Origin of the sequence: Bacteroides ndongoniae, assembly GCF_900108345.1 — a bacterium.
In the GTDB taxonomy this organism is placed as follows: Bacteria; Bacteroidota; Bacteroidia; order Bacteroidales; family Bacteroidaceae; genus Bacteroides; species Bacteroides ndongoniae.
In genome coordinates this window covers 34,368-55,811 of the sequence record NZ_FNVV01000012.1, presented here as the reverse complement: position 1 = coordinate 55,811, position 21,444 = coordinate 34,368, and the positions used below count along the sequence as shown (strand labels likewise).

Sequence of the window (21,444 nt, the reverse complement as noted above, 5' to 3'; positions counted from 1 at the left end):
AATGTTTTTGAGTCCTTTTTCCGATTGTATTTGCTTTGCAGTGTCAGTACTTAAAGCTGCTTCCTCCCAGGAATTCACGCAACAGGGAAGTAGGTGGAATTTCCTTGTCCTGTACGGGTATGAAGTATTTGATGAACTTCAGCAGGCGGTATGCTTCGGCATATTCCGGACAGTTGCGTGGTACGCTGTTCAATATCGGTTCGGCATGTGAACGAAGCACGGCAAACTCGAACAGCAGGGCCGAATTGAACATGACGTCAGCATTTTCCTGATAAGGGAAAATCCATTTGTCCTCACCGGCGCGTACGCTCGGCCAGCGTGAGATGGTCTCCTGTGCCGAATAGCCTCTGTAGTTGAAGTCGCGGATGATGCGGCGCAGCAGACGGTTGTCGGTTGTCGGAATCCAGTTGTGGTCGTCCAGTGAAATGGTGGTCAGCGCCGAGACATAAATTTTGTATTTGCTTTCGGTCGGAATTTGTGGTGTCAGTTCCGGATTCAGAGCATGAATGCCTTCCAGAATCAGGATGGTGTGCTCGTCAATGCGTAGCTTGTCACCTTTGAATTCCTTTTTCCCTAATGTGAAGTTGAAGCGCGGAAGTTCCACTTCTTCTCCTCTCAGCAAGGCCTGTAACTGCTCGTTGAAAAGCTTGAGGTCGAGTGCGTAGAGTGATTCATAATCATAATTGCCGTTTGCGTCGCGTGGTGTATCTTCGCGGTCTACAAAATAATTATCCAACGATATGGGATAGGGACGCAATCCGTTGGTCATCAGCTGTACGGAGAGCCTTTTGCTGAAAGTCGTCTTACCGGAGGAGGACGGTCCGGAAATCAATACAAGTTTTACCCGGTTTCCGTTTTCGCCACGATGATAGATATCGTCGGCAATCTGGGCGATTTTTTTCTCTTGCAGTGCTTCGGCTACGTTGATGAGGTCGGTAGCATGCCCGTTCTCACAGGCCAGGTTGAAGTCGCCGACGTTACTCAATCCCATGATGTGGTTCCAGCGGAGATGTTCTTTGAATACGTCGAGCATCTTTTCCTGTTTCACCACGTCTTCCAGTGTGTTGGGATTTTCTTTGTTGGGGATGCGCAACAGCAGGCCATCATAATATTTGATGATGTCGAACAGCTTAATGAATCCTGTGCTGGGTAACAGATTACCGTAGTAATAATCTACGGTATCGCCCAACGTATAATAATAGGTATAGAGCGAGCCCGATGTTTCCAGCAACTTTACTTTGTCGTCCATACCCCGTTCGCTAAATACGCGGACGGCTTCGGAGGTATGGCATTCGGTACGATGGAAAGGAATGTCTTCGGCTATGATTTCCTGCATTCGCTTTTTTATAGCCTGTACGTCTTCCAGTTCGATGGGGCGTCCGATGCGCAGGTTGCAGAAGTAACCTTTGGATACCGGATGCTCTACATACAGCTTTCCGGTAGGAAACAGTTCACTGACAGCTTTATAGAGTATAAAGCATAAGGAACGCACATACGTGCGCATGCCCGATTGGTCGCGTATGTCGAGGAACTCTACGTCTTTATTGTTGTATACCCTGAAGTTCAGTCCTTCAGAGCGGTTATTTACCTTTGCGCTAACTACCTGATAAGGAAAATTAAGATTAAATCCGTAATAAATATCCAAAAGTGAGCTCCCGATAGGAAATTCTTTATAAATATTATTATTTTTGCAACATATTTGTAACATGTGTTTCATAAAGTCCTTTTTAATGGTAAATATACGCTAAATATAGGACTTAATAATGCATGAAGCAATGAAACCTCTTAATTAATTATAGATGGAATATTCTTTTTATGATTTTTTAAAGCTGCTGGGTTCATTGGCTTTATTCCTGTATGGAATGAAAATCATGAGCGAGGGGCTTCAAAAGTTTGCGGGCGACAGGTTGCGTAAGATTCTGACCGCCATGACGACAAACCGAGTGACAGGTGTTCTTACGGGTATGCTGATCACAGCACTTATCCAGTCTTCTTCTGCTACAACCGTAATGGTGGTTAGTTTTGTTAATGCCGGTTTGTTGACCTTGTCGCAGTCCATCGGCGTCATTATGGGAGCCAATATCGGTACCACGGTCACGGCCTGGATCATATCGGCCTTGGGCTTTAAGGTGGATATAGCAGCGTTTGCCCTTCCTTTGTTAGCTTTTGGTATTCCTCTACTGTTTTCCCAAAAAAGTTCCCGAAAGTCGGTTGGTGAGTTTATTTTCGGCTTTTCGTTCCTGTTTATGGGACTTTCCTATCTTCAGAGCAATGCTCCCGACCTGAAAGATAATCCCCAGATGTTGGCATTTGTGCAGAACTATACGGATATGGGATTTGTGTCCATTCTGTTGTTTGTGCTTATCGGTACTGTTCTGACCATGATTGTGCAGGCATCGGCGGCAACGATGGCCATTACACTGATTATGTGTGCCAACGGCTGGATCAGCTTTGAGTTGGGTGCGGCTCTTGTGTTGGGCGAGAATATTGGAACCACGATAACGGCCAATCTGGCGGCATTGACGGGAAATACGCAGGCACGAAGGGCAGCATTGGCCCATTTGGTGTTCAACGTGTTTGGTGTGATATGGGTGTTATGTCTGTTTGTGCCTTTCACCAACGCCGTATCCTGGTTTGTGGACAATGTGATGGGTACCAACAGTCCTGCGGTAGCTGTTTCGTTCAAACTTTCGGCATTCCATACGGCTTTCAACATCTGTAATGTGCTGGTGCTGATTTGGTTTGTCAAGTTCATCGAGCGTACGGTATGTGCCATCATTCCTTTAAAGGAGCAGGACGAGGAATATCGCTTGCGTTTCATTTCGGGCGGTATGCTGTCCACGGCAGAACTCTCCATTCTGCAGGCCAGCAAGGAGATACACCTGTTTGCCGAGCGTACTCACCGCATGTTTGGCATGGTGCGCGATTTGCTTCATACCGAGAAGGATGACGACTTTATGAAACTGTTCAGTCGGATTGAAAAATACGAAAACATCAGCGACAGCATGGAGCTGGAAATCGCCAACTATCTGAATTCGGTTTCTGAGGGGCGGTTGAGCTCGGAAAGTAAGCTGCAGATACGGGCCATGTTGCGCGAGGTGACCGAGATCGAGAGTATCGGCGACAGTTGTTACAATCTGGCTCGTACCATCAACCGCAAGCGGCAGTCGAATCAGGACTTTACCGAAAGCCAGTACGAACACATTCACACGATGATGAATCTGACGAACGAGGCTCTGGAGCGGATGATTGTGATTATCGAGCATACCGATCACCAGAGCAGCGACGTGAACCAGTCATACAACCTGGAGAACGAAATCAACAACTATCGCAACCAGTTGAAGAATCAGAATATAGTAGATGTCAACAACAAGGAGTATAGCTACCAGATGGGTGTACACTACATGGATATCATAGCCGAATGCGAGAAGCTGGGCGACTATGTGGTGAATGTGGTAGAGGCCAGTTGTGATATCAAAGAAAAGAAGGCTTCGTAACGACGAAGCCTTCTTCCTTGACTTTTGCGGTTATTTCAATCTGGTTTAGTGAGTTACCTCAAAATCTTCTTTACCGACGCCACACAGCGGGCATACCCAGTCGTCGGGGAGGTCTTCGAATGCGGTACCGGGCGCAATGCCGTTTTCCGGATCACCCAGTTCAGGGTCATAAATGTATTCGCATACGGTGCAGATGTATTTATCCATATTTCTATTCGTTTTTAAGTGGTAAATAATTTAATTTATTAATCTCAGTTTATAAACACAGAAAACTGTCTGATTGTTCACTGACAGTTGCATATCTCTTTCCTAAAAAAGATTTAATAGCATTAACAGTCTGAATTATTGTTGTATTTTTGTGCTCGGTTAATTAAAAACATGAACAATCTGCATGAGCGCAATGAAAGAAAATGTCAATCACATCGGGCTGACTGATGAAGAGGTACGCAAAAGCCGTGCCGAACATGGGGTGAATTTGCTGACCCCTCCCAAACGCCCTTCTCTTTTCAAACTCTATTTGGAGAAATTTCAGGATCCTGTCGTAAAAGTGCTACTTGTAGCTGCCTTGTTCTCGCTGATCATTTCGATAGTCGAGAACGAGTATGCCGAAACCATTGGTATCATAGCTGCTATCTTGCTGGCTACTGGTATCGGTTTCTTCTTCGAATACGATGCCAACAAGAAGTTCGACCTGCTGAATGCCGTCAACGAAGAGACGCTGGTCAAGGTGATACGTAACGGTCACGTGCAGGAAGTACCCCGCAAGGATGTAGTGGTAGGCGATGTCGTACTGTTGGAAACCGGTGAAGAAATACCTGCCGACGGCGAACTGCTGGAGTCTGTTTCCTTGCAGGTCAACGAATCCAACCTGACCGGTGAGCCGGTAGTTTCGAAAACAACTGTCGAAGCCGATTTCGATGAAGAAGCTACGTATGCTTCCAACCGCGTGTTGCGAGGTACGACGGTGGTCGACGGCCACGGCATGATGCGTGTCGAGGCAGTAGGCGATGCAACCGAGATCGGTAAAGTGGCCCGTCAGAGCACCGAACAGAGCACCGAACCTACACCTCTTAATATACAGCTCACCAAGCTGGCCAACCTGATCGGAAAGATCGGTTTTACGGCTGCCGGATTGGCTTTTGCCATTTTCTTTGTGAAGGATGTCATCCTTTTCTACGACTTTTCTTCGTTGCACACCTTTGCCGACTGGCTGCCCGCCCTGCAGGCCACGCTGAAATACTTCATGATGGCCGTTACGCTGATTGTGGTGGCTGTACCCGAAGGTCTTCCGATGAGTGTCACGCTGAGCCTGGCACTGAACATGCGCCGTATGCTTTCTACCAACAATCTGGTGCGTAAGATGCATGCCTGCGAGACGATGGGTGCCATCACCGTTATCTGTACCGACAAGACCGGTACGCTGACGCAGAACCAGATGCAGGTATACGAAGCCAGCTTCTATGGACTGAACAACCGCAGCGACCTGGCCGACGACGAGTTGAGCCGTGTGGTGATGGAAGGCATCAGTGCCAATTCAACTGCCTTTCTGGAAGAAGTCGTACCCGGCGAGAAGGTGAAAGGTGTGGGCAATCCTACCGAAGTGGCCTTGTTGCTCTGGCTCAATGCGCAGGGGAAAGACTATCTGCAGTTGCGCGAAGCGGCTCAGGTGGTCGATCAGCTGACTTTCTCGACCGAACGTAAATTTATGGCTACGCTGGTGCAGTCGCCTCTGTTGGGTAAGAAAGTACTGTATATGAAAGGAGCGCCCGAAATCGTATTAGGCAAGTGCAAGGACGTAGTGCTGGACAGCGGACGTACCGATGCCGTAGCCTATCGTCCGACTGTTGAGGCTCAGTTGCTGGGCTATCAGAATATGGCCATGCGTACGTTGGGATTTGCTTATAAGGTCGTGGCCGATGACGATACGCGCGACTGCGCTACTCTGGCTGCCGATGGCGACCTTTCCTTCGTGGGTGTGGTAGCTATCAGCGACCCCATCCGCCCCGATGTACCTGCCGCTGTGCAGAAGTGCCAGTCTGCTGGTATCGGTGTGAAGATTGTAACAGGTGACACGCCGGGCACCGCTACCGAAATTGCCCGTCAGATAGGACTCTGGAAACCGGAAGATACCGAACGTAACCGCATCACCGGAGCCGACTTTGCCGCTCTGACCGACGAAGAAGCGCTGGAACGTGTGATGGATCTGAAAATCATGTCGCGTGCACGGCCTACGGATAAGCAACGCCTCGTGCAACTGCTTCAGCAAAAGGGGGCTGTGGTGGCTGTGACGGGCGACGGTACGAACGATGCTCCCGCCCTGAACCATGCACAGGTAGGCCTTTCGATGGGTACGGGTACATCCGTGGCCAAGGAAGCTAGCGATATCACCTTGCTCGACGATTCGTTCAACAGTATCGGCACTGCCGTTATGTGGGGTCGTTCGCTCTATAAAAATATACAACGTTTCATTGTCTTCCAGCTGACCATCAACTTCGTTGCATTGTTCATCGTGTTGCTGGGTTCGCTGGTGGGTACCGACCTGCCGCTCACCGTGACGCAGATGTTGTGGGTGAACCTCATCATGGACACCTTTGCCGCTTTGGCATTGGCTTCCATTCCGCCCAGTGAAAGCGTAATGAAGGAGAAACCCCGTAAGCCGACCGACTTTATCATCACTCCGGGAATGCAGCGGATGATCTTCGGTGTGGGACTGGCTTTTGCCTGCCTGCTGATGGGTATGCTGCTCTATTTCGAACGGCAGGGCATGACGGTGCGCGAACTGACCATCTTCTTCACCTTCTTTGTGATGCTCCAATTCTGGAACCTCTTCAACGCCCGTGTGTTCGGTACAACCGATTCGGCCTTTAAGGGTATCTCCAAGTCCTACGGCATGGAGTTCATCGTACTGGCCATTCTGGTAGGACAGTTCCTGATTGTACAGTTTGGTGGGCCGGTATTCCGTACCGAACCGCTCGACGGAATGACGTGGCTGGCAATCATTGCTTCGTCATCGCTGGTATTGTGGGTGGGCGAGATTGTACGTCTGGTTCGCCGTTTAATGCAGAAAAAACAATGATACAGAAAGAAATAAAGAACCTGATTTTCGACTTCGGCGGTGTGCTGATTGATCTTGACCGCGGACGTTGTGTCGAACGCTTCGCACAGTTGGGATTGGAGCGGGTCGAAGAGATGCTGGGCCTGTACTATCAGCAGGACTTCTTCCAGCAGTACGAGAAAGGGCTGATCAGCAGTGCCGCGTTTCGTGACGAAATCCGTGCGAAGTCCAGCCGCCCGCTGACCGATGCCGAGATAGATGATGCCTGGAACAGTTTCCTCGTCAGCATTCCTTCTTATAAACTCGACATGTTGCTGGAGCTGCGCCGTCATTATCGGGTATGCTTGCTGAGCAACACCAACGAGATTCACTGGCTGTGGTCGTGCGCCAACGCGTTCCGCTACAAGGACTACGGAGTAGACGATTACTTCGAACGCATCTATCTGTCCTACGAAATGCGTCTGGCAAAACCCGATGCCGAGATTTTCCGCCGTGTGCTGGCCGATGCCGGTATGCGTGCCGAAGAAACCCTGTTTATCGACGACTCGGCAGAGAATTGCCAGTCGGCCGCATCGCTGGGACTATCTACTTATACTCCGAAACCTCATGAAGATTGGAGACCACTTTTCAGATAATTGCCCGAAAGTAGCTACCATCGGCTTCTTCGACGGGGTGCATCGGGGACACCGGTTCCTGATCGAACAGGTGTGTGCTATGGCCGCTGAGCGTCGTTGTGCGTCGGCCGTGGTGACGTTTCCAGTGCATCCGCGCAAGGTGATGCAGCCCGAATACTGTCCGCAGCTGCTGACTACCTGTCGCGAAAAGGAAGAACTGCTGGCTGCTACAGGTGTCGATTATTGCCTGATGCTCGATTTCACTTCCGAACTGGCCTGCTGTTCGGCGCACGACTTCATGGCCCTATTGAAAAAACGGTATCAGATTCAGGCTTTGGTGATAGGCTACGATCATCGGTTTGGGCACAACCGCAGCGAAGGTTTCGACGACTATGTGCGCTACGGTGCCGAACTGGGCATGGAGGTACTTCCGGCTTCGGCCTACTACTGCGAAGATGGCGGCGAGGTCAGTTCTTCCTGCATTCGCCGTCTGCTCAGCGTTGGCGACGTGTCAGAGGCAGCGCGTGGTTTGGGGTACGATTATTTTCTGCAAGGTACGGTGGTAAGCGGCTATCGGGTGGGGCATACGCTGGGTTTCCCTACTGCCAACCTTCGGGTGGACGAGGCCGACAAGCTGGTTCCTGCCGACGGGGTGTATGCCGTTCGGGTGACGGTTGACGGCTGTCAGTATGGCGGTATGCTGAGCATAGGCTATCGCCCTACGCTGGACAACGGTCCCGACCGCAGTATTGAGGTCTACATCTTCGATTTTCAAGCCGATATTTACAACCATCCGCTCCGCCTTTCCTTTGTACGCCGCATTCGCGACGAATTGAAGTTTACTTCGGTAGACGAGCTCGTGGCTCAGCTTCACAAGGACGAAGCTGTGGCACGGCAGTTGCTTTTCGCGTAAAGCGTGAAGCGGAAATCACTTATATTACCTGCATTTTACCCCCTCAGAAAAGGGCTTTCCAGGACACTTGCACGGCTCGCGAGCAACACTTGCACGGCTTGCGAGCCGTGCAAGTGTCGAACAAATGGATTGCAAGTGTCGCTCACGAGGGGAGCAAGCGTCTGAAAAAAGTCTTTCGGAAGAGAGCTTCGGAAGGCTCGTTTCACCCTTCACACAGCCGTTAATTACTATGTTCCATGTTTCACCTTTCACTGTAATACGCAACAGAACAGCAGTTTGCGGTGAAACATTACCAAAAAGGTTCCGGATGTGAAACGTTATTCGAAGAAATCTCCTATATTTGCGGTAGACGAATGTGGGGACTTGAATAACTTAATTATAATACACATGAACAAGAAAAACTACTCAATCCGTACGATTGTACTGGCTCTGTTAGGAGCCTTGTCCTGGTTTCAGACCGATGTGGTGCTGGCAGCCAATCCTTACCTTCCTTTGTGGGAATACATTCCCGATGGTGAACCTTATGTATTCGAAGATCCCGATCATCCGGGCAAGTATCGTGTTTATGTTTATGGTTCGCACGACTCCATGAAGACGGAGTACTGCGGACGCGAGCAGGTGGTGTGGTCGGCTCCGGTGGACGATCTGAACAACTGGCGCTACGACGGTATCATCTTCGAGTCGAAGACCGATGCCCGTGGTGAATGGCTGAATGCCGGTGGTGTGGGCGACGTGCTCTATGCTCCCGACGTGGTGGAAGTGAAAGACAAAAACGGGAAGAAGACGTATTATCTCTATCCGAACAATCAGGCAGGCGGACGCAACGGCATGGTGGCCAAGGCAGACCGTCCTGACGGTCCTTTCCGGGTATGCAACTGGAGTAAAGAGTCGCCCAAAGCGGCAACTGGCGTGCTGGCTTTCGACCCTGCGGTAATGGTCGATGACGACGGTCGTGTGTACGGCTACTGGGGTTTCGAAGAGTCGTGGGGTGCAGAGCTGGATCCTGCCACAATGGCTACCGTGAAGCCCGGTACTCAACCCGTGAAAGACATGGTATCGAGCCGCAAGCAGGACGGCGTGTTCCGCTTCTTCGAGGCATCGTCCATCCGTAAAATCAAGGATAAATATGTATTTGTTTATAGCCGTTGGACAGCCGAAGGCGAGTTTGGTTTTCCCGGTACCAACTATACGCTAGCCTATGCTTACAGCGACAATCCGCTGGGGCCTTTCACTTACGGTGGCACGCTGATCGACGGCCGCGGTCGCGATGTGGATGCTGATGGCAAGTCCATTCTGACAGCTACGCCGGGCGGAAACACGCATGGCAGTATCGTCGAAATCAATGGCCGCTGGTACGTGTTCTACCATCGTCAGTGTGGTACCAACGAGTATGCCCGCCAGGCCATGGTGGCCCCCATTGAGGTGAAGGTGACCGAAGGAGCGGGTGGCAAGGTGGAGATCACGGAAGGGGAATATACGTCCGAAGGTTTCGAGACGGACGGGCTGAATCCTTACAAACGCTATTCGGCCGGTATTGCCTGTTACTACACGGGGCCGCGTCCGGTTTATCACGAATGGCCCAACTTCTATTTCTCAGGTTCGTACGTGCAGCCCACTTATGGCGATGCCACGAACTTCGACGATCCTTATAACCTGCGTGTCAACAGCAATCCGGTGGTGAACAATACGGCAGGTTCCATCGTAGGCTACAAGTACTTCAACTTCGACCTTCTCGATCCCGACAAGGATGCGGAACTGTTGCTCAGCCTTAAGCCGCTGGGCGTGGAGGGTACCATTGATGTCATGGTAGGCAGTCCCTGGACGAGTCGTGGCGGAGTGAAAGTAGGTACGTTGCGTCTCAGCAAAGATACCCCGCAGCAGATTGCCGAGATGCGTATCAGTGTCTCCAAGGCTAAGGAGTTCAAGGGCAAACAGGCTTTGTTCTTCGCCTTTTCGTCGCCCACGGCCGACCGTTCTCTCTGTGAACTTCACAACCTGGTGTTTGCTAAACGTTGATGATTGGTTATCAGGAGTTCATCCCTATGTGAAGCAAAGGTATCAGAAACTCTCCTCTTTCTGGAAGGTTGTTCTCCCCCGATAACGGGGGAGTTAAAAGGGGGTGAGTACCCGAAGGGGGAGGTGGTAGGTGAAAACATAAAGTGTTAATATACAGAGTGTCGTAAAACCTACCACCCCGCCCGTTGGGCACCCCTCCTTCTATAAGGAGGGGAGTTAGATACTATACTAAGTTTCGACACACCATCCTTTACGCAGCCTTTCTATTGCTGTGTTTGTAGCTGTAGCGTGTTGGGGAGACGCAAAATTTTGCGTCTCTACCTGAGAGATGGGGCTGTGATTGCACTGGTATATTCCTGCTTGTTTTCTCTCTTTTCAGCTTTGTATTATTGCAAAACAGATTAAATTTATTGTTTTTCGATAAATTTTTTCTGTTTTTCTTTTGTTTTCTCCTAAAATAGTATTTCATTTGCATATCGAAAAACGATAAATGATTATCGAAAAACGGAATTGAAAACAAAAAACAGTATTCATTTAAACAGATAGTAATATGAAGGCTTTGGTTATGACAGCGATTATAGCAGTAGCAGGACTGGTCAATGTAATTGCCATAAATGCATGGCAGCAAGGCAGAGGCCATACGGGTGTAAAAATAGGGCAGAGTAAAGGTTGCGTCCAACTGTTGGTTGTAAAGTAAATGCTTCGTAGCAGGCCAAAATAATATATCATTTAAAAAAAGAAGAACGACGATGAAGACAGCGATAAAATTGGCATTGATTTATTTCCTGATGCAGATATTGGGTGCACTGACCGCAGGCCCGTTCTGTATGCTTTATGTCTATATCACAACCGGCAGCATGGATGCGGAAGTGGCGCAGAAGCTGACTATAGCTCCGACCCTGTTGTTGGGAATCGTTTACATGATGCTTTATTTGTGGAGAAAAGGCCATTTAGCCGATGACGGACTGATGTATTCGCTTACTACTCCGTCATGCCTGATGTGGAGCCTGCTGGCCGGTGTGGCTGGTCTTTTCCTGACCGACGCGCTGGTGTCGCAAATGGGTTTTCTGCCCGACCTGATGAAACAGACGTTCGACGCGCTGCAGTCCGGCTGGTTGGGCATTCTTTGCATTGCCGTGTTAGGGCCGATATTGGAAGAACTGCTCTACCGTGGAGCCATTACGAAAGCCCTGTTACAGAAGTATGCTCCGACCAAGGCGATTCTGATTTCAGGTTTGCTTTTCGGCATTGTCCATATCAATCCTGTTCAGGTGGTCAGTGCAGCGCTGATAGGCATTCTGCTGGCTTGGCTTTACTGGCGTACGCGGAGTCTGGTGGCCTGCATTCTGATTCATATTCTGAACAACAGCCTCTCGGTTTTCCTCAGTCTGAACTATCCCGAGGTCGGAAGCATGACCGAATTGTTAGGTACACCACTGGTGGTGATTATGACGGTTGTGGCGCTTGCCTTGTTCCTTCTTTCGGTGAAGAAACTGAGTGCTTATCAACTTTTTGCAACGAATACAACAACAGATAACAAGCTATGAAAAGAAGATTGAACATCCTTTGCGCCATCGTCCTGCTGGTGATGGGCTGGTCGGTAGGCGTGTCGCTCTACTACATGGGGCTGGGCATGACGAAGGGCGTCCAGATGGGAATGGATGCCGCCCGGGAGATGATGGAAGAAGGAAACAGCGTCAAGCTGGATGAGGTGAGCAACATGCAGGCGGTCTCTTTGTTCCCCAAGTTCCTGGGCGAGTGGGAAAGGGAACTTTTCACCGACTCGATACGCAACGAGAAGACGGGCCGTTACGTCCCGATGGCCTACTCGAACCTGATGGTCAGCGTGCCGGTGGAGACGCCCGCCTGGCAGAAGGTGGCTTCGAGCGTGATGGGCTTCCTGGTGCTGGTGGCCAACGTCTGGGCGCTGGTGTTGTTCATCCGCATCGTGGTGTCGGTCAACCGTTCGGACATCTTCAACTGGCGCAACGTCCGTCGCCTGCGCCGCCTGGGCATTCTGCTCATCGTAGGTTTTGTTTGCGTCCTGCTGTCCGAATACATGGCGCTGTGCAACCTGCGCGAGGCATTCGCGCTGGAGGCCTACGATCTGGCGCTTCCCGATTCGGTCAAGGTGACGAACCTGCTGCTGGGACTGATATCCCTCATTGTGGCCGAGGTCTTTGCCATCGGGCTGAAGATGAAGGAGGAACAGGATTTGACAATCTGATAGAAAGGAGACTGAGATATGAAAAGTATATTGGGAAAGAAGGGCTCGAAAGAGGAATTGGAAACCGTGATGTTTTGCCTGATGATAGTGTGTGTCAGTTGTCTGCTTTTCGTCTTTTTCCGCAATCTGAATTTATGCTACGATTTGGGGAAGGATGATACTGACGACCTGATTGCGAAGCTGCTGCCCGAGAATGTGACGCTGATAGCGATGGCTGTATGCAGCGTGCTTATTTACCTGATGCTGCGTAACGTGAAGAAAGGGCAGGTCTTTACCAAACGAAATTCGGATTTGATTATGACCATTGGGGTAGTGCTGGAATGTAATGGTATCTTGCAGATGGCCTTCAATGCTTTTTTGTCCGACTCAATGGGCGGAAACACCATTCCGATGGTTTATCTGTTACTGGGTGTCTTCTTCCTGTTCATTGCCTGCCTGTTCAAAGTTGGCATACGGATGCAGGAGGAGCAGGATTTGACAATCTGATGAGTTGACGAGGAGACGGAGGATGAGTTGACAAGGAGACAAGTTGACAAGACCACAAGGCCTCGTGGTCTGAAGTCTTTTCAACTCGTCAACTAAATTTAAATTGAAGAAATATGAGTACTATTTTTCATACCGACCGCAAATGGGTGGCAGGTGTCTGCTACATCGGTTTTCTTGTGTTGACGTTGATGTTAGCATCGTTCGTGTTTTTTCTGGTGATGAACCTGTGGGTAGATAAAGACGCTAAGTTTATCCGTATTTACGGAGGAATAGTTTGGATTTATGGTTGGTCGTATCTGTATCACCGTTGGGTGAAGCATTGCACTACATGGTTGACATGATAAAGGGAGGATTATAGATATGAAAATATTTAAGAAGTTGTATCAGCGCTACAAGGATATGGGGACACTGCTTTGGGTAGTATGTGTTTTTCTGGTAGCCATCATTGTATATTACACTCTTCCGGTGATTGACATGATACAGGCAGGCGGCGATGAACGTTTGCTGGGTTGGGCGTATGTCTGCAACCTGCTGGCCTTGGTGGTGCTTTGTGTGAACATCTTGCGGTTGGATTGTCGGAACCTGTTGAGCCATAAGACGGCCAATTTGTTGGATTTCAGCGGTTATCTCATCATTCTGCTGATGCTGATACGCAATAGGATTGTACGCGAGAGTGATAGTTTGAGCGACAGCTGGGACTATTCGTTGGATTGGATGACCATTATGCTGTTCGGTTTCCTGTTGCAGTTTGTCGGTAAGATTGTCCGCCGTGCTGTGAAACTGAAAGAGGAACAGGACTTAACCATTTAAACCTTTGCCTATGCCGATAGTAGTGAATTTAGATATAATGATGGCCCGCCGGAAGATTTCTTTGGGCGAGCTGGCCGAGAAGATAGACATCACTCCCGCTAACCTTTCTATCCTGAAGACGGGTAAGGCAAAAGCCATCCGCTTCTCTACCCTCGAAGCCATCTGCAAGGTGCTCGACTGCCAACCGGGAGATATTCTGGAATACAGAGAGGAGGAATAGATGATGGGAACGGCCGATGGAGAAAAGATGCTTTACTTCCGTCATCGTTCGGCGACGGATAAGGAGGAACTGTTGTCTGACAAAACTTGGGACGACCTGAACGGTGAAGCGCTCTTTGTTCGTGTGGATAGGACTTCGTCGGCCATTGGCAGACAGTATCTTTACAGCCTGTTGCGCTACGACCGTGTGTCCGGCGTCAGTCGCTGCGAAGAGGTGGTGGACAGCTTCACGGCAGATAAAACTTTGCGCGAGGAGGTAAGGCAGTTGTTACGTAAATTGGATACTTCCGATGCTTATCGCGTGATTGAACTGATTGACGAAAAAAAAGTGTTGCCTTTTGGCTGGCCGGTGGGTTGGCTTTATGTGATGCAACTGCTTCCCATTCTGTTTTTAGGTTTGCTTTATGCGACTTCATCTGCCTGGTTTGTAGGATTGTTGACGGTTTCGCTCATGGGGAATCTGTGGCTGCACTATCGCAACAAGTCGTGGCTGCAGATTTATTTCTTTTCTATTCCTTGCCTTTGGCGTTTGTTGAAGCAGAGCGAAAAGTTGTTGAAGTATCCCTTTGCCCGGGTGATTGACGGAAAGATAGCCGGTACGTTGCAGGCGTTGCGCCCGTTGCAGGAGAAATTGTCAGCTTTCCGTTTTCAAGTCCGGTTGGAGAGCGATGCGGCTCTGCTGGCATGGCTGCTGGCCGAGGTGCTGAATATCGTATTCCTGCGTGAAGTCATTTCCGTTACAAAGGTTTTCCGTTTGCTGGAGGGCAGACGCGAGGCACTTCATTCTGTTTTCTGTTTCTGGGGGATGGTCGATGTGCTTTGTTCGGTGTCAGTGTTACGCGATGAGCTTCCTTATCATACTCGTCTGAAGACTTGCCAAGGAGGAGAAACGTTCCGTGCCGACGGACTGTATCATCCGCTGTTGGAAGATTGCGTGTCCAACAGTCTGACACTTTGCGGGCAATCGGTATTGATTACAGGCTCTAACATGTCGGGGAAGACCACCTTTATCCGTGCTGTTGGTGTCAGTGTGCTGTGTGGTAAGGCATTGGATACCTGCTTTGCCGAGGCTTTCTGCCTGTTACCTGATACGAAACTTCATTCGGCTATCCATGTGGAAGACGACCTGATGGCCGGACGCAGCCTGTTCCTCCAAGAAGTACAGACGATGAAAGAGATGTTGGAACAGAGCAAACAAGGCAGCTGCCTTTTCCTGTTGGACGAACTTTTCAAGGGAACCAATACCACCGAAAGAATTGCCATCGCAAAGGCTGTACTTGCTGCGCTGGCTACCCAAAGAAACGTCGTTTTTGCATCTACGCATGACATCGAACTGGCCAGCCTGCTTGCCGGACAATACAGCCTTTACCATTTCTGCGAAACCATTTCCGACGATAAGTTATCTTTCGACTATCTGCTGAAACCCGGTCCTGTGACCGAACGCAATGCCATACGTATCATCGAGCTGTACGGTTATCCTGCGGAAGTAGTGGAGGAGGCGCGCCGGTGGGCGGAAGAAGATGACTAAGGGTATATTATTTCTTTAGGTACGGATTACACGGAAATTCGCGGATTGTTTTTATTCTTTTCCTCCGTGTTTTTCCGTGTAATCCGTGCCTAAAAAGACATGTACTTCATTTGAAATCCGCAAGGCCTTATCCTTCCTTCGCCTTAAACGCCAACGCATACATCCGCATCTGCTTCACCATGGCCAGCAGGCCGTTGCTGCGGGTGGGGGAAAGATGCTCTTGCAGGCCGATCTGAGGGATGAAGTAGAGGTCGGCTTCCAGTATCTCGTCGGGGGTGTGGCCGGAAAGCACTTTGATGAGCAGGGCAATGATGCCTTTCACAATCAGGGCATCGCTTTCGGCCTGGAAGATGATTTTGCCGTCCTGTTCGTCGGCTTGCAGCCATACGCGGCTTTGGCAACCTTCAATCAGGTTTTGGTCGGTCTTGTACTTTTCGTCAAGGGGTTGCTGTTCGTTGCCCAAGTCGATGAGCAACTGGTAGCGGTCCATCCAATCGTCGAAATCGCTGAATTCGGCGATTACTTCGTCTTGCATTTCGTTGATGGTCATATTGTGAGGTTTTTAGTTTTTAAGTTCTTTGGTTTTTAGTTTAGTTGATAAGTTGACGAGTTAACGAGGCTACGAGGAGGGGGGAGTTTTGTTGACGAGGGGATGAGGTTTCAGACTACGAGGGGTGGGCTTGTCCTCTGTTTCCTTATTCCCTCGTTAACTTGTCTCCTCGTCAACTTGTCCCTTGTTAACTCGTCAACTTGTCCCCTCGTCCCTTAAGTTTACTTCTCGTTATAAATCACCTCCAGCACTGTCTGGCCAACGGCGTTGAGCGTACCTTTGTCTATCACGTCCATATTGTCGTCGGTGGTGTGCCAGAAGTCGCCGAAGCCGGTGTCGCAGTTGGGGTCGTAGTTGATGATGTCCACGCAGGGAATCTTACGCAGGTTGTAGACGTACATGTGGTCGTCGGTCACTTCGGTGCCGTCCTGCTTGGGGAAGAAACTTTCGAAGCCCAGACGGTGGGCAGCGTCCCAGATCTTCTTTACCTGCTTGCTGGCTGTGCGCTTGGAGAAGAGTTCCTGATAGAAGGTAGCGTTCTTGCCGCCTACCATGTCCAGCAGGATGCCGTAGCGGGCGTTGTAGTTCTCTACGTGAGGCATGCGTCCCCAGTATTGCGAGCCCAGGCACCAGGTGTCGGCCTTGTACTGACCTTTGTAGAAGGTAGGAATGCCGTAGTCTTCGGCATCGAAGAAGATGATGTCGATACCGATGGTGGGTGCCTGCCGTTGCAGCTGGCGCGCTACTTCCAGCAGTACGCCTACACCACTGGCTCCGTCGTTGGCTCCTATGATGGGCGTCTGATGCTTCTTGGCGTCATCGTCTTCGTCGGCATAGGGGCGACTGTCCCAGTGGGCACAGAGCAGTACGCGCCGACGGCTGTCGGGGTTGTAGGCACCGATGATGTTGCGCGACTTCAGCAGGGTGCCGTCGTAGGCCACGAGGTCGGCGTATTGGTTGTAGACTTTGGCTCCGAACTGCTCCAGCTTGGAAGCCAGGTATTCGCCGCAGGCTTTGTGGGCAGTGGTGTTGGGCACGCGGGGACCGAAGTCGGCCTGTGTCTTCACGTACTGGTAAGCACTGTCGGCATTGAAGGTCGGCACGTTGACCTTTTCTTTGGCGACATCTTCTGTCTGGTCGGCGGCCGATTTCTTATTGCTGCTGCATGCTACGGTTGCGAACACCAGCAGCAGGCAGCATGAAAGTAAGGTGTAGTGACGTTTCATTGTTGATAAATTGGGAAATTGACAATTAAAAATGAACAATTTAAGTTTCTCAAGTTTATTAATCGGTTGTAGTTAAGGAGTTAAGAAGTTAAGGAGTTAAGCCGATACATTGTGAGCTGTTTGCTTCTCTATTGGCTTTTAACTCCTAAGCCCGTCCAAGACGGGCGATAACTCCTTTTAACTTCTTTAACTCCTGAAAGTTTCGCAAGTGCGAAACTTGAGTTAATAGTTAAGGGTTAAAAGTTCAGCCTGACTTCTTTCCGGCCCACTTCCAGCCTGACACCGGCGCCGTTTATCAGCGGCAGGTTCATGGTGACGTGGCCTACGGGGAAGTTGAAGCAGATGGGATAGTCGTACTCCTTCACCACGTCGGCCAGTGCGCCGTACAGGTCTTTGCCGAGCGACTTGTTTTCCTCGTATTCGGTGAACTGTCCGATGATGAGGCCCGAAAGCCGTTCGAGCACGCCTCCCAGTTTCAGGTTGTACATCATCCGCTCCACGGCGTGCGGCCGTTCGCCCACATCTTCTATAAAGAGGACGGTGCCTTCGGGCGGAATGTCGTAGGGCGTGCCGCGCAGTCCGTAGAAGACGGCCAGATTGCCGCCGCGTAGTGTGCCTTGGCAGGTGCCCGTATGGTTCAGCTTATGGGCAGGACATACGTAGTCGAAAGCGGTGCCGTCGTTGTCCTCGGTCCGGAGGGCGGCATTTCGTCCGAAGAGGATGTCGCGCAGGGCTTGTGTGCAGAAGTCGTCTTCGGGCTCCACGGTCAGATGGCGTGCCATGGGAGCATGAAGCGAGGCGAATCCGTTGGCCTGAAACACGTTGTGCAGGGCAGTAATGTCGCTGAAGCCGACGAGCCACTTCGGGTGCTGGCGGAAGCGGCCGAAGTCGAGCTTGTCCACCAGGTGCACGGCTCCGTATCCGCCGCGGCTGCAAAAGATGACTTTGGCCGTCTCGTCGTCCATCGCTTCCTGCAGGTCGTCGAGCCGTTGCTGTATGGTGCCGGCATAGGTGCCGTTCGAGCCGCCTGCATGTCGGGCCATGACCACTTCCAGCCCCCAGGATTCGAGCCGTTTTCGGGCTCCTTTCAGGAAGGCCTTGTCTATTTTGCCCGAGGGGGAGAGGATGATTACGCGGTCGCCCTCGTGCAGATAGGGTGGGAAAATAAGGCTGTTCATATCTTTTTCGTCTACTTTTCCGCAAAAGTACACAATTTCGCCACAGGGCAAACAAGGTGGGGTTAGTTTTTTTGTGGCGGCTGTGTATCAGTCGGTTTTCTTCTCCCGTAACGAGAAGAATCTTTTCTCCAGCAGAGAAAACAGTTCTCACAGTGAAAGAAAAGTATTCTCACGCCTATGAGAAGACTATTCTCATAACTGTGAGAAAACTATTCTCATGCCTATGAGAACATCCTTCTCATACTTGTGAGAATAAACCGGGCATACTGGAGTGTTGCGGACAGCGAACCTTTTGGCTGGCTTGCCTGTTTTTCATAAAAAATGTTTGTTTTATCGTTATTCTGTCAAAATGATATTGCCGAGACGAAATTTTACCCTGTCGTATGCTTTGATTTTCGACATTTTTTCAGATATTTGCTAAAAATCTAACGTTATGGAACCTATTCGGAATTTTGATCAGTTGACCGCCCACTTGAAAACCTTGAATAAAAGGAAACGCATTGCCGTTGTTTGTGCCAATGACCCCAATACGGAATATGCCATCAGCCGCGCTTTGGAAGAAGGCATAGCCGAGTTTCTGATGATTGGCGATTCGGCTATTCTGGAGAAATATCCCAGTCTGAAGAACTATCCCGACTATGTGCACACGCTGCACGTTGAAGACCCCGACGAGGCTGCCCGCGAGGCGGTGCGCATTGTGCGCGAAGGCGGGGCGGACATTCTGATGAAAGGCATCATCAATACCGACAACCTGCTGCATGCCATTCTGGATAAGGAAAAAGGCCTGCTGCCCAAGGGCAAGATACTGACCCACCTGGCCGTGATGCAGATTCCTACGTACGATAAGCTGCTGTTCTTCTCCGATGCCGCCGTCATCCCGCGGCCTACGTTGCAGCAGCGCATTGAGATGATCTGGTACGCCATCCGCGCCTGCCGCCACTTCGGTATCGAGCAGCCACGCATTGCCCTGATACACTGCACGGAGAAGGTGAGCGCCAAGTTCCCCCATTCGCTGGACTATGTGAACATCGTCGAACTGGCCGAAGCCGGCGAATTCGGCAACGTCATCATCGACGGTCCGCTGGACGTGAAGACTGCTTGCGAGAAGACCAGCGGCGACATCAAAGGCATCGTTTCGCCCATCAACGGCGAGGCCGACGTACTCATCTTCCCCAACATCGAGTCGGGCAACGCTTTCTACAAAGCCGTCTCCCTGTTCTCGCACGCCGACATGGCCGGATTGCTGCAAGGCCCCATCTGTCCGGTGGTGCTGCCCTCGCGCAGCGACAGCGGACTGTCGAAGTACTACAGCATCGCCATGGCCTGCCTGACGAGCAACGGACAGGACATGAACGAATAAAGCAGGAAGCAAGTCGTTTAACCATTCACCATTTATCATTCATCATTCACCATTTCCATGAAGATATTAGTCATCAATCCCGGCTCTACTTCGACGAAGATTGCCGTTTACGAAGATAACGTCCCCCGTCTGGTGCGCAGCATCCGGCATTCGGTGGACGATTTGTCCGCATTTCCCCGCATCATCGACCAGTTCGAGTTCCGCAAGAATCTGGTGCTCGAAGAGCTGAAGGCCGACGGCATCCCCTTCGAGTTCGATGCCATCGTGGGTCGGGGCGGATTGCTGAAGCCCATTCCCGGCGGCGTGTACGAGGTGAACGATGCCATGCTCGACGACATTGCCCATGCCATGCGCAGCCATGCCTGCAACCTGGGCTGCCTGATAGCGCACGAACTGGCCGTGATGCTTCCCGGCTGCCGCGCGTTCATTGCCGACCCCGGCGTGGTGGACGAGCTTGAAGAAATAGCCCGCATCACCGGTTCGCCCCAGATGCCTCGTGTGGTGATATGGCATGCGCTGAACCAGCGGGCCATTGCCCGGCGCTATGCTGCCGAGTGTATGGCGCTCCACCCTGAACATCCCGTGCGTTACGAAGACCTCAATCTGATTGTCTGCCACCTGGGAGGCGGCATTTCCGTCGGAGTGCACCGTCACGGGCGTGCCATCGACGTGCCCAACGCGCTCGACGGCTCGGGACCTTTCTCGCCCGAACGTGCAGGCACGCTTCCTGCCGGCCAGCTGATAGACCTCTGCCACTCGGGACGTTACACCACCGAGGAACTGAAGAAGCGCATTTCGGGAAAAGCCGGACTGGCCGCCCACTTGGGCACTACGGACATCCCGGCCATTGAAAAGCGCATTGCCGAAGGCGACCGTCATGCCGAGCTGATACTGAATGCCATGATCTATCAGATAGCCAAGGAGATAGGCGGTGCGGCAGTAGTGCTCTACGGCAAGGTCGATGCCATTCTGCTGACGGGCGGCATGGCGCATTCGGAGTACATCACCTCGCGCCTGTGCGAGCGGGTGTCTTTCCTGGCACCTGTGCACATCTATCCGGGCGAGGACGAAATGGAGGCGCTGGCCTTGAATGCGCTGGGCGCGTTGCGGGGAGAATTGCCGGTGCAGGAATATCGTTGACGATTGGATCGGCCGAGAGACACTTGCATTTCATTTATCAATCACTTGCACGGCTCGCGAGCAACACTTGTACGGCTCGCGAGCCGTGCAAGTGTCGTTCAAAGGGTATTCTTGCCGACGTTTGTTTCCTCTCCTGACCGGTCTTTCTCTCTTCCGATTTGGAAATATTTTTCATTCTTTGGTGAAGCCGTCTGCCGTTTCTGTGCTGAATGCTCCGAGAACTGTGTGTTTCAGGTTTCTCAAGGTGAAGTTTCAACGCAATCGGTTGTGTGTTAGTGAGTTGCTGTGAAACGTCTTTCCAGCTTTCAACAGACGTGAAAGATGTGGTGAAACGTTATGTTTCACCGTAAGAGGTTTGTGGTCAGATGTTTATATTCCGGGTGAAGGCGTGACGGAAGATTCTCGAAACTTTGTTCCAAATGGGGCGTGGGGAGCGTGAAACGTCTTTCACAAGCTTTGGATGTGGTGTGGTTTGTTGGGATGTTTGATGAATAATGTCGGGGACACGGGGAGAGTGATTAGCCGGAGCGGAAAGCCATGACAGGAAGAAGGAAGTTGGTGTTGAGAGGAAGAAAGATAAAGATTGGAAGTGCCAAGTCCCTCTTTGGCATAGTAAAGAGGAACT

Annotated in this window: 20 protein-coding genes; 15 read left to right on the top strand and 5 right to left on the bottom strand. The window is 50.9% G+C overall.

The window, feature by feature from the left end; all coding sequences use genetic code 11:
- Positions 1-43 precede the first annotated feature (43 nt).
- Positions 44-1,717: a nucleoside kinase gene (locus tag BQ5591_RS00595; RefSeq protein ID WP_071148033.1), complete on the bottom strand. Its 1,674-nt coding sequence runs from the start codon at positions 1,715-1,717 to the stop codon at positions 44-46.
- A gap of 82 nt (positions 1,718-1,799) precedes the next feature.
- Here BQ5591_RS00595 and BQ5591_RS00590 point away from each other — a divergent pair, with 82 nt between their 5' ends.
- A complete protein-coding gene (locus tag BQ5591_RS00590; protein WP_071148032.1) occupies positions 1,800-3,497 on the top strand; it encodes a Na/Pi cotransporter family protein in 1,698 nt (565 codons plus the stop codon).
- Between the two features lie 45 nt (positions 3,498-3,542).
- On the opposite strand, the gene rd is transcribed toward BQ5591_RS00590, so the two are convergent.
- A complete protein-coding gene (gene rd / locus BQ5591_RS00585; protein ID WP_071148031.1) occupies positions 3,543-3,704 on the bottom strand; it encodes a rubredoxin in 162 nt (53 codons plus the stop codon).
- 184 nt (positions 3,705-3,888) lie between these two features.
- Here rd and BQ5591_RS00580 point away from each other — a divergent pair, with 184 nt between their 5' ends.
- From BQ5591_RS00580 to BQ5591_RS00530, 12 genes are all read left to right on the top strand, one after another.
- Positions 3,889-6,573 carry a calcium-translocating P-type ATPase, PMCA-type gene (locus BQ5591_RS00580; RefSeq protein WP_071148030.1) on the top strand — a complete coding sequence of 895 codons (2,685 nt, stop codon included), beginning with the start codon at positions 3,889-3,891 and terminating at the stop codon, positions 6,571-6,573.
- A complete protein-coding gene (locus BQ5591_RS00575) occupies positions 6,570-7,187 on the top strand; it encodes an HAD family hydrolase (protein ID WP_071148029.1) in 618 nt (205 codons plus the stop codon). Before BQ5591_RS00580 ends, BQ5591_RS00575 begins: the two co-directional genes overlap by 4 nt.
- Positions 7,159-8,079 carry a bifunctional riboflavin kinase/FAD synthetase gene (locus BQ5591_RS00570; protein ID WP_071148028.1) on the top strand — a complete coding sequence of 307 codons (921 nt, stop codon included), beginning with the start codon at positions 7,159-7,161 and terminating at the stop codon, positions 8,077-8,079. Before BQ5591_RS00575 ends, BQ5591_RS00570 begins: the two co-directional genes overlap by 29 nt.
- Positions 8,080-8,466: 387 nt before the next feature.
- Positions 8,467-10,095: a family 43 glycosylhydrolase gene (locus BQ5591_RS00565; RefSeq protein ID WP_071148027.1), complete on the top strand. Its 1,629-nt coding sequence runs from the start codon at positions 8,467-8,469 to the stop codon at positions 10,093-10,095.
- A 565-nt stretch (positions 10,096-10,660) separates the two neighbouring features.
- Positions 10,661-10,792: a hypothetical protein gene (locus BQ5591_RS21975; RefSeq protein ID WP_262483103.1), complete on the top strand. Its 132-nt coding sequence runs from the start codon at positions 10,661-10,663 to the stop codon at positions 10,790-10,792.
- A gap of 52 nt (positions 10,793-10,844) precedes the next feature.
- Positions 10,845-11,642, top strand: a complete 798-nt coding sequence (locus tag BQ5591_RS00560) for a CPBP family intramembrane glutamic endopeptidase (protein ID WP_071148026.1) — start codon at positions 10,845-10,847, stop codon at positions 11,640-11,642.
- Positions 11,639-12,322 carry a DUF2975 domain-containing protein gene (locus BQ5591_RS00555; RefSeq protein ID WP_071148025.1) on the top strand — a complete coding sequence of 228 codons (684 nt, stop codon included), beginning with the start codon at positions 11,639-11,641 and terminating at the stop codon, positions 12,320-12,322. Before BQ5591_RS00560 ends, BQ5591_RS00555 begins: the two co-directional genes overlap by 4 nt.
- A gap of 18 nt (positions 12,323-12,340) precedes the next feature.
- On the top strand, positions 12,341-12,808 hold the full coding sequence (locus tag BQ5591_RS00550) for a DUF2975 domain-containing protein (RefSeq protein ID WP_071148024.1): 468 nt from the start codon (positions 12,341-12,343) through the stop codon (positions 12,806-12,808).
- Between the two features lie 113 nt (positions 12,809-12,921).
- Entirely contained in the window at positions 12,922-13,149 is a 228-nt protein-coding gene (locus tag BQ5591_RS00545; protein ID WP_071148023.1) for a hypothetical protein, read from the top strand.
- Between the two features lie 19 nt (positions 13,150-13,168).
- Positions 13,169-13,618, top strand: coding sequence for a hypothetical protein (locus BQ5591_RS00540; protein ID WP_071148022.1), 450 nt, complete (start codon positions 13,169-13,171; stop codon positions 13,616-13,618).
- A 10-nt stretch (positions 13,619-13,628) separates the two neighbouring features.
- The gene (locus BQ5591_RS00535; RefSeq protein ID WP_022162894.1) at positions 13,629-13,838 is read left to right on the top strand and encodes a helix-turn-helix domain-containing protein; all 210 of its coding nucleotides are present in this window, start codon (positions 13,629-13,631) and stop codon (positions 13,836-13,838) included.
- Positions 13,839-15,365, top strand: coding sequence for a MutS-related protein (locus BQ5591_RS00530; protein WP_235817011.1), 1,527 nt, complete (start codon positions 13,839-13,841; stop codon positions 15,363-15,365).
- A gap of 127 nt (positions 15,366-15,492) precedes the next feature.
- On the opposite strand, the gene BQ5591_RS00525 is transcribed toward BQ5591_RS00530, so the two are convergent.
- From BQ5591_RS00525 to BQ5591_RS00515, 3 genes are all read right to left on the bottom strand, one after another.
- Positions 15,493-15,915, bottom strand: a complete 423-nt coding sequence (locus tag BQ5591_RS00525; protein WP_071148021.1) for a SufE family protein — start codon at positions 15,913-15,915, stop codon at positions 15,493-15,495.
- A 221-nt stretch (positions 15,916-16,136) separates the two neighbouring features.
- Positions 16,137-17,141, bottom strand: coding sequence for a M20 family metallopeptidase (locus tag BQ5591_RS00520; protein WP_071148020.1), 1,005 nt, complete (start codon positions 17,139-17,141; stop codon positions 16,137-16,139).
- A gap of 236 nt (positions 17,142-17,377) precedes the next feature.
- On the bottom strand, positions 17,378-18,319 hold the full coding sequence (locus BQ5591_RS00515) for a S66 peptidase family protein (protein ID WP_071148536.1): 942 nt from the start codon (positions 18,317-18,319) through the stop codon (positions 17,378-17,380).
- A gap of 433 nt (positions 18,320-18,752) precedes the next feature.
- Here BQ5591_RS00515 and BQ5591_RS00510 point away from each other — a divergent pair, with 433 nt between their 5' ends.
- Together BQ5591_RS00510 and buk are read left to right on the top strand one after the other, a co-directional pair.
- Positions 18,753-19,679, top strand: a complete 927-nt coding sequence (locus BQ5591_RS00510) for a phosphate acyltransferase (RefSeq protein ID WP_071148019.1) — start codon at positions 18,753-18,755, stop codon at positions 19,677-19,679.
- Between the two features lie 57 nt (positions 19,680-19,736).
- Complete coding sequence (gene buk, locus BQ5591_RS00505; RefSeq protein WP_071148018.1) at positions 19,737-20,819, top strand: butyrate kinase; 1,083 nt, start codon at positions 19,737-19,739, stop codon at positions 20,817-20,819.
- Positions 20,820-21,444 lie beyond the last annotated feature (625 nt).

Excerpts from the sequence above, each read along its gene's own strand:
- BQ5591_RS00515 (WP_071148536.1), bottom strand. The coding sequence starts at position 18,319 with ATGAACAGCCTTATTTTCCCACCCTATCTGCACGAGGGCGACCGCGTA.
- BQ5591_RS00560 (WP_071148026.1), top strand. The coding sequence starts at position 10,845 with ATGAAGACAGCGATAAAATTGGCATTGATTTATTTCCTGATGCAGATA.
- BQ5591_RS00555 (WP_071148025.1), top strand. The coding sequence starts at position 11,639 with ATGAAAAGAAGATTGAACATCCTTTGCGCCATCGTCCTGCTGGTGATG.
- BQ5591_RS00540 (WP_071148022.1), top strand. The coding sequence starts at position 13,169 with ATGAAAATATTTAAGAAGTTGTATCAGCGCTACAAGGATATGGGGACA.
- BQ5591_RS00530 (WP_235817011.1), top strand. The coding sequence starts at position 13,839 with ATGATGGGAACGGCCGATGGAGAAAAGATGCTTTACTTCCGTCATCGT.
- rd (WP_071148031.1), bottom strand. The coding sequence starts at position 3,704 with ATGGATAAATACATCTGCACCGTATGCGAATACATTTATGACCCTGAA.
- BQ5591_RS00565 (WP_071148027.1), top strand. The coding sequence starts at position 8,467 with ATGAACAAGAAAAACTACTCAATCCGTACGATTGTACTGGCTCTGTTA.
- BQ5591_RS00510 (WP_071148019.1), top strand. The coding sequence starts at position 18,753 with ATGGAACCTATTCGGAATTTTGATCAGTTGACCGCCCACTTGAAAACC.
- BQ5591_RS00520 (WP_071148020.1), bottom strand. The coding sequence starts at position 17,141 with ATGAAACGTCACTACACCTTACTTTCATGCTGCCTGCTGCTGGTGTTC.
- BQ5591_RS00590 (WP_071148032.1), top strand. The coding sequence starts at position 1,800 with ATGGAATATTCTTTTTATGATTTTTTAAAGCTGCTGGGTTCATTGGCT.
- BQ5591_RS00575 (WP_071148029.1), top strand. The coding sequence starts at position 6,570 with ATGATACAGAAAGAAATAAAGAACCTGATTTTCGACTTCGGCGGTGTG.
- BQ5591_RS00595 (WP_071148033.1), bottom strand. The coding sequence starts at position 1,717 with ATGAAACACATGTTACAAATATGTTGCAAAAATAATAATATTTATAAA.
- BQ5591_RS00545 (WP_071148023.1), top strand. The coding sequence starts at position 12,922 with ATGAGTACTATTTTTCATACCGACCGCAAATGGGTGGCAGGTGTCTGC.
- buk (WP_071148018.1), top strand. The coding sequence starts at position 19,737 with ATGAAGATATTAGTCATCAATCCCGGCTCTACTTCGACGAAGATTGCC.
- BQ5591_RS00550 (WP_071148024.1), top strand. The coding sequence starts at position 12,341 with ATGAAAAGTATATTGGGAAAGAAGGGCTCGAAAGAGGAATTGGAAACC.
- BQ5591_RS00570 (WP_071148028.1), top strand. The coding sequence starts at position 7,159 with ATGAAGATTGGAGACCACTTTTCAGATAATTGCCCGAAAGTAGCTACC.
- BQ5591_RS00525 (WP_071148021.1), bottom strand. The coding sequence starts at position 15,915 with ATGACCATCAACGAAATGCAAGACGAAGTAATCGCCGAATTCAGCGAT.
- BQ5591_RS00580 (WP_071148030.1), top strand. The coding sequence starts at position 3,889 with ATGAGCGCAATGAAAGAAAATGTCAATCACATCGGGCTGACTGATGAA.
- BQ5591_RS21975 (WP_262483103.1), top strand. The coding sequence starts at position 10,661 with ATGACAGCGATTATAGCAGTAGCAGGACTGGTCAATGTAATTGCCATA.
- BQ5591_RS00535 (WP_022162894.1), top strand. The coding sequence starts at position 13,629 with ATGCCGATAGTAGTGAATTTAGATATAATGATGGCCCGCCGGAAGATT.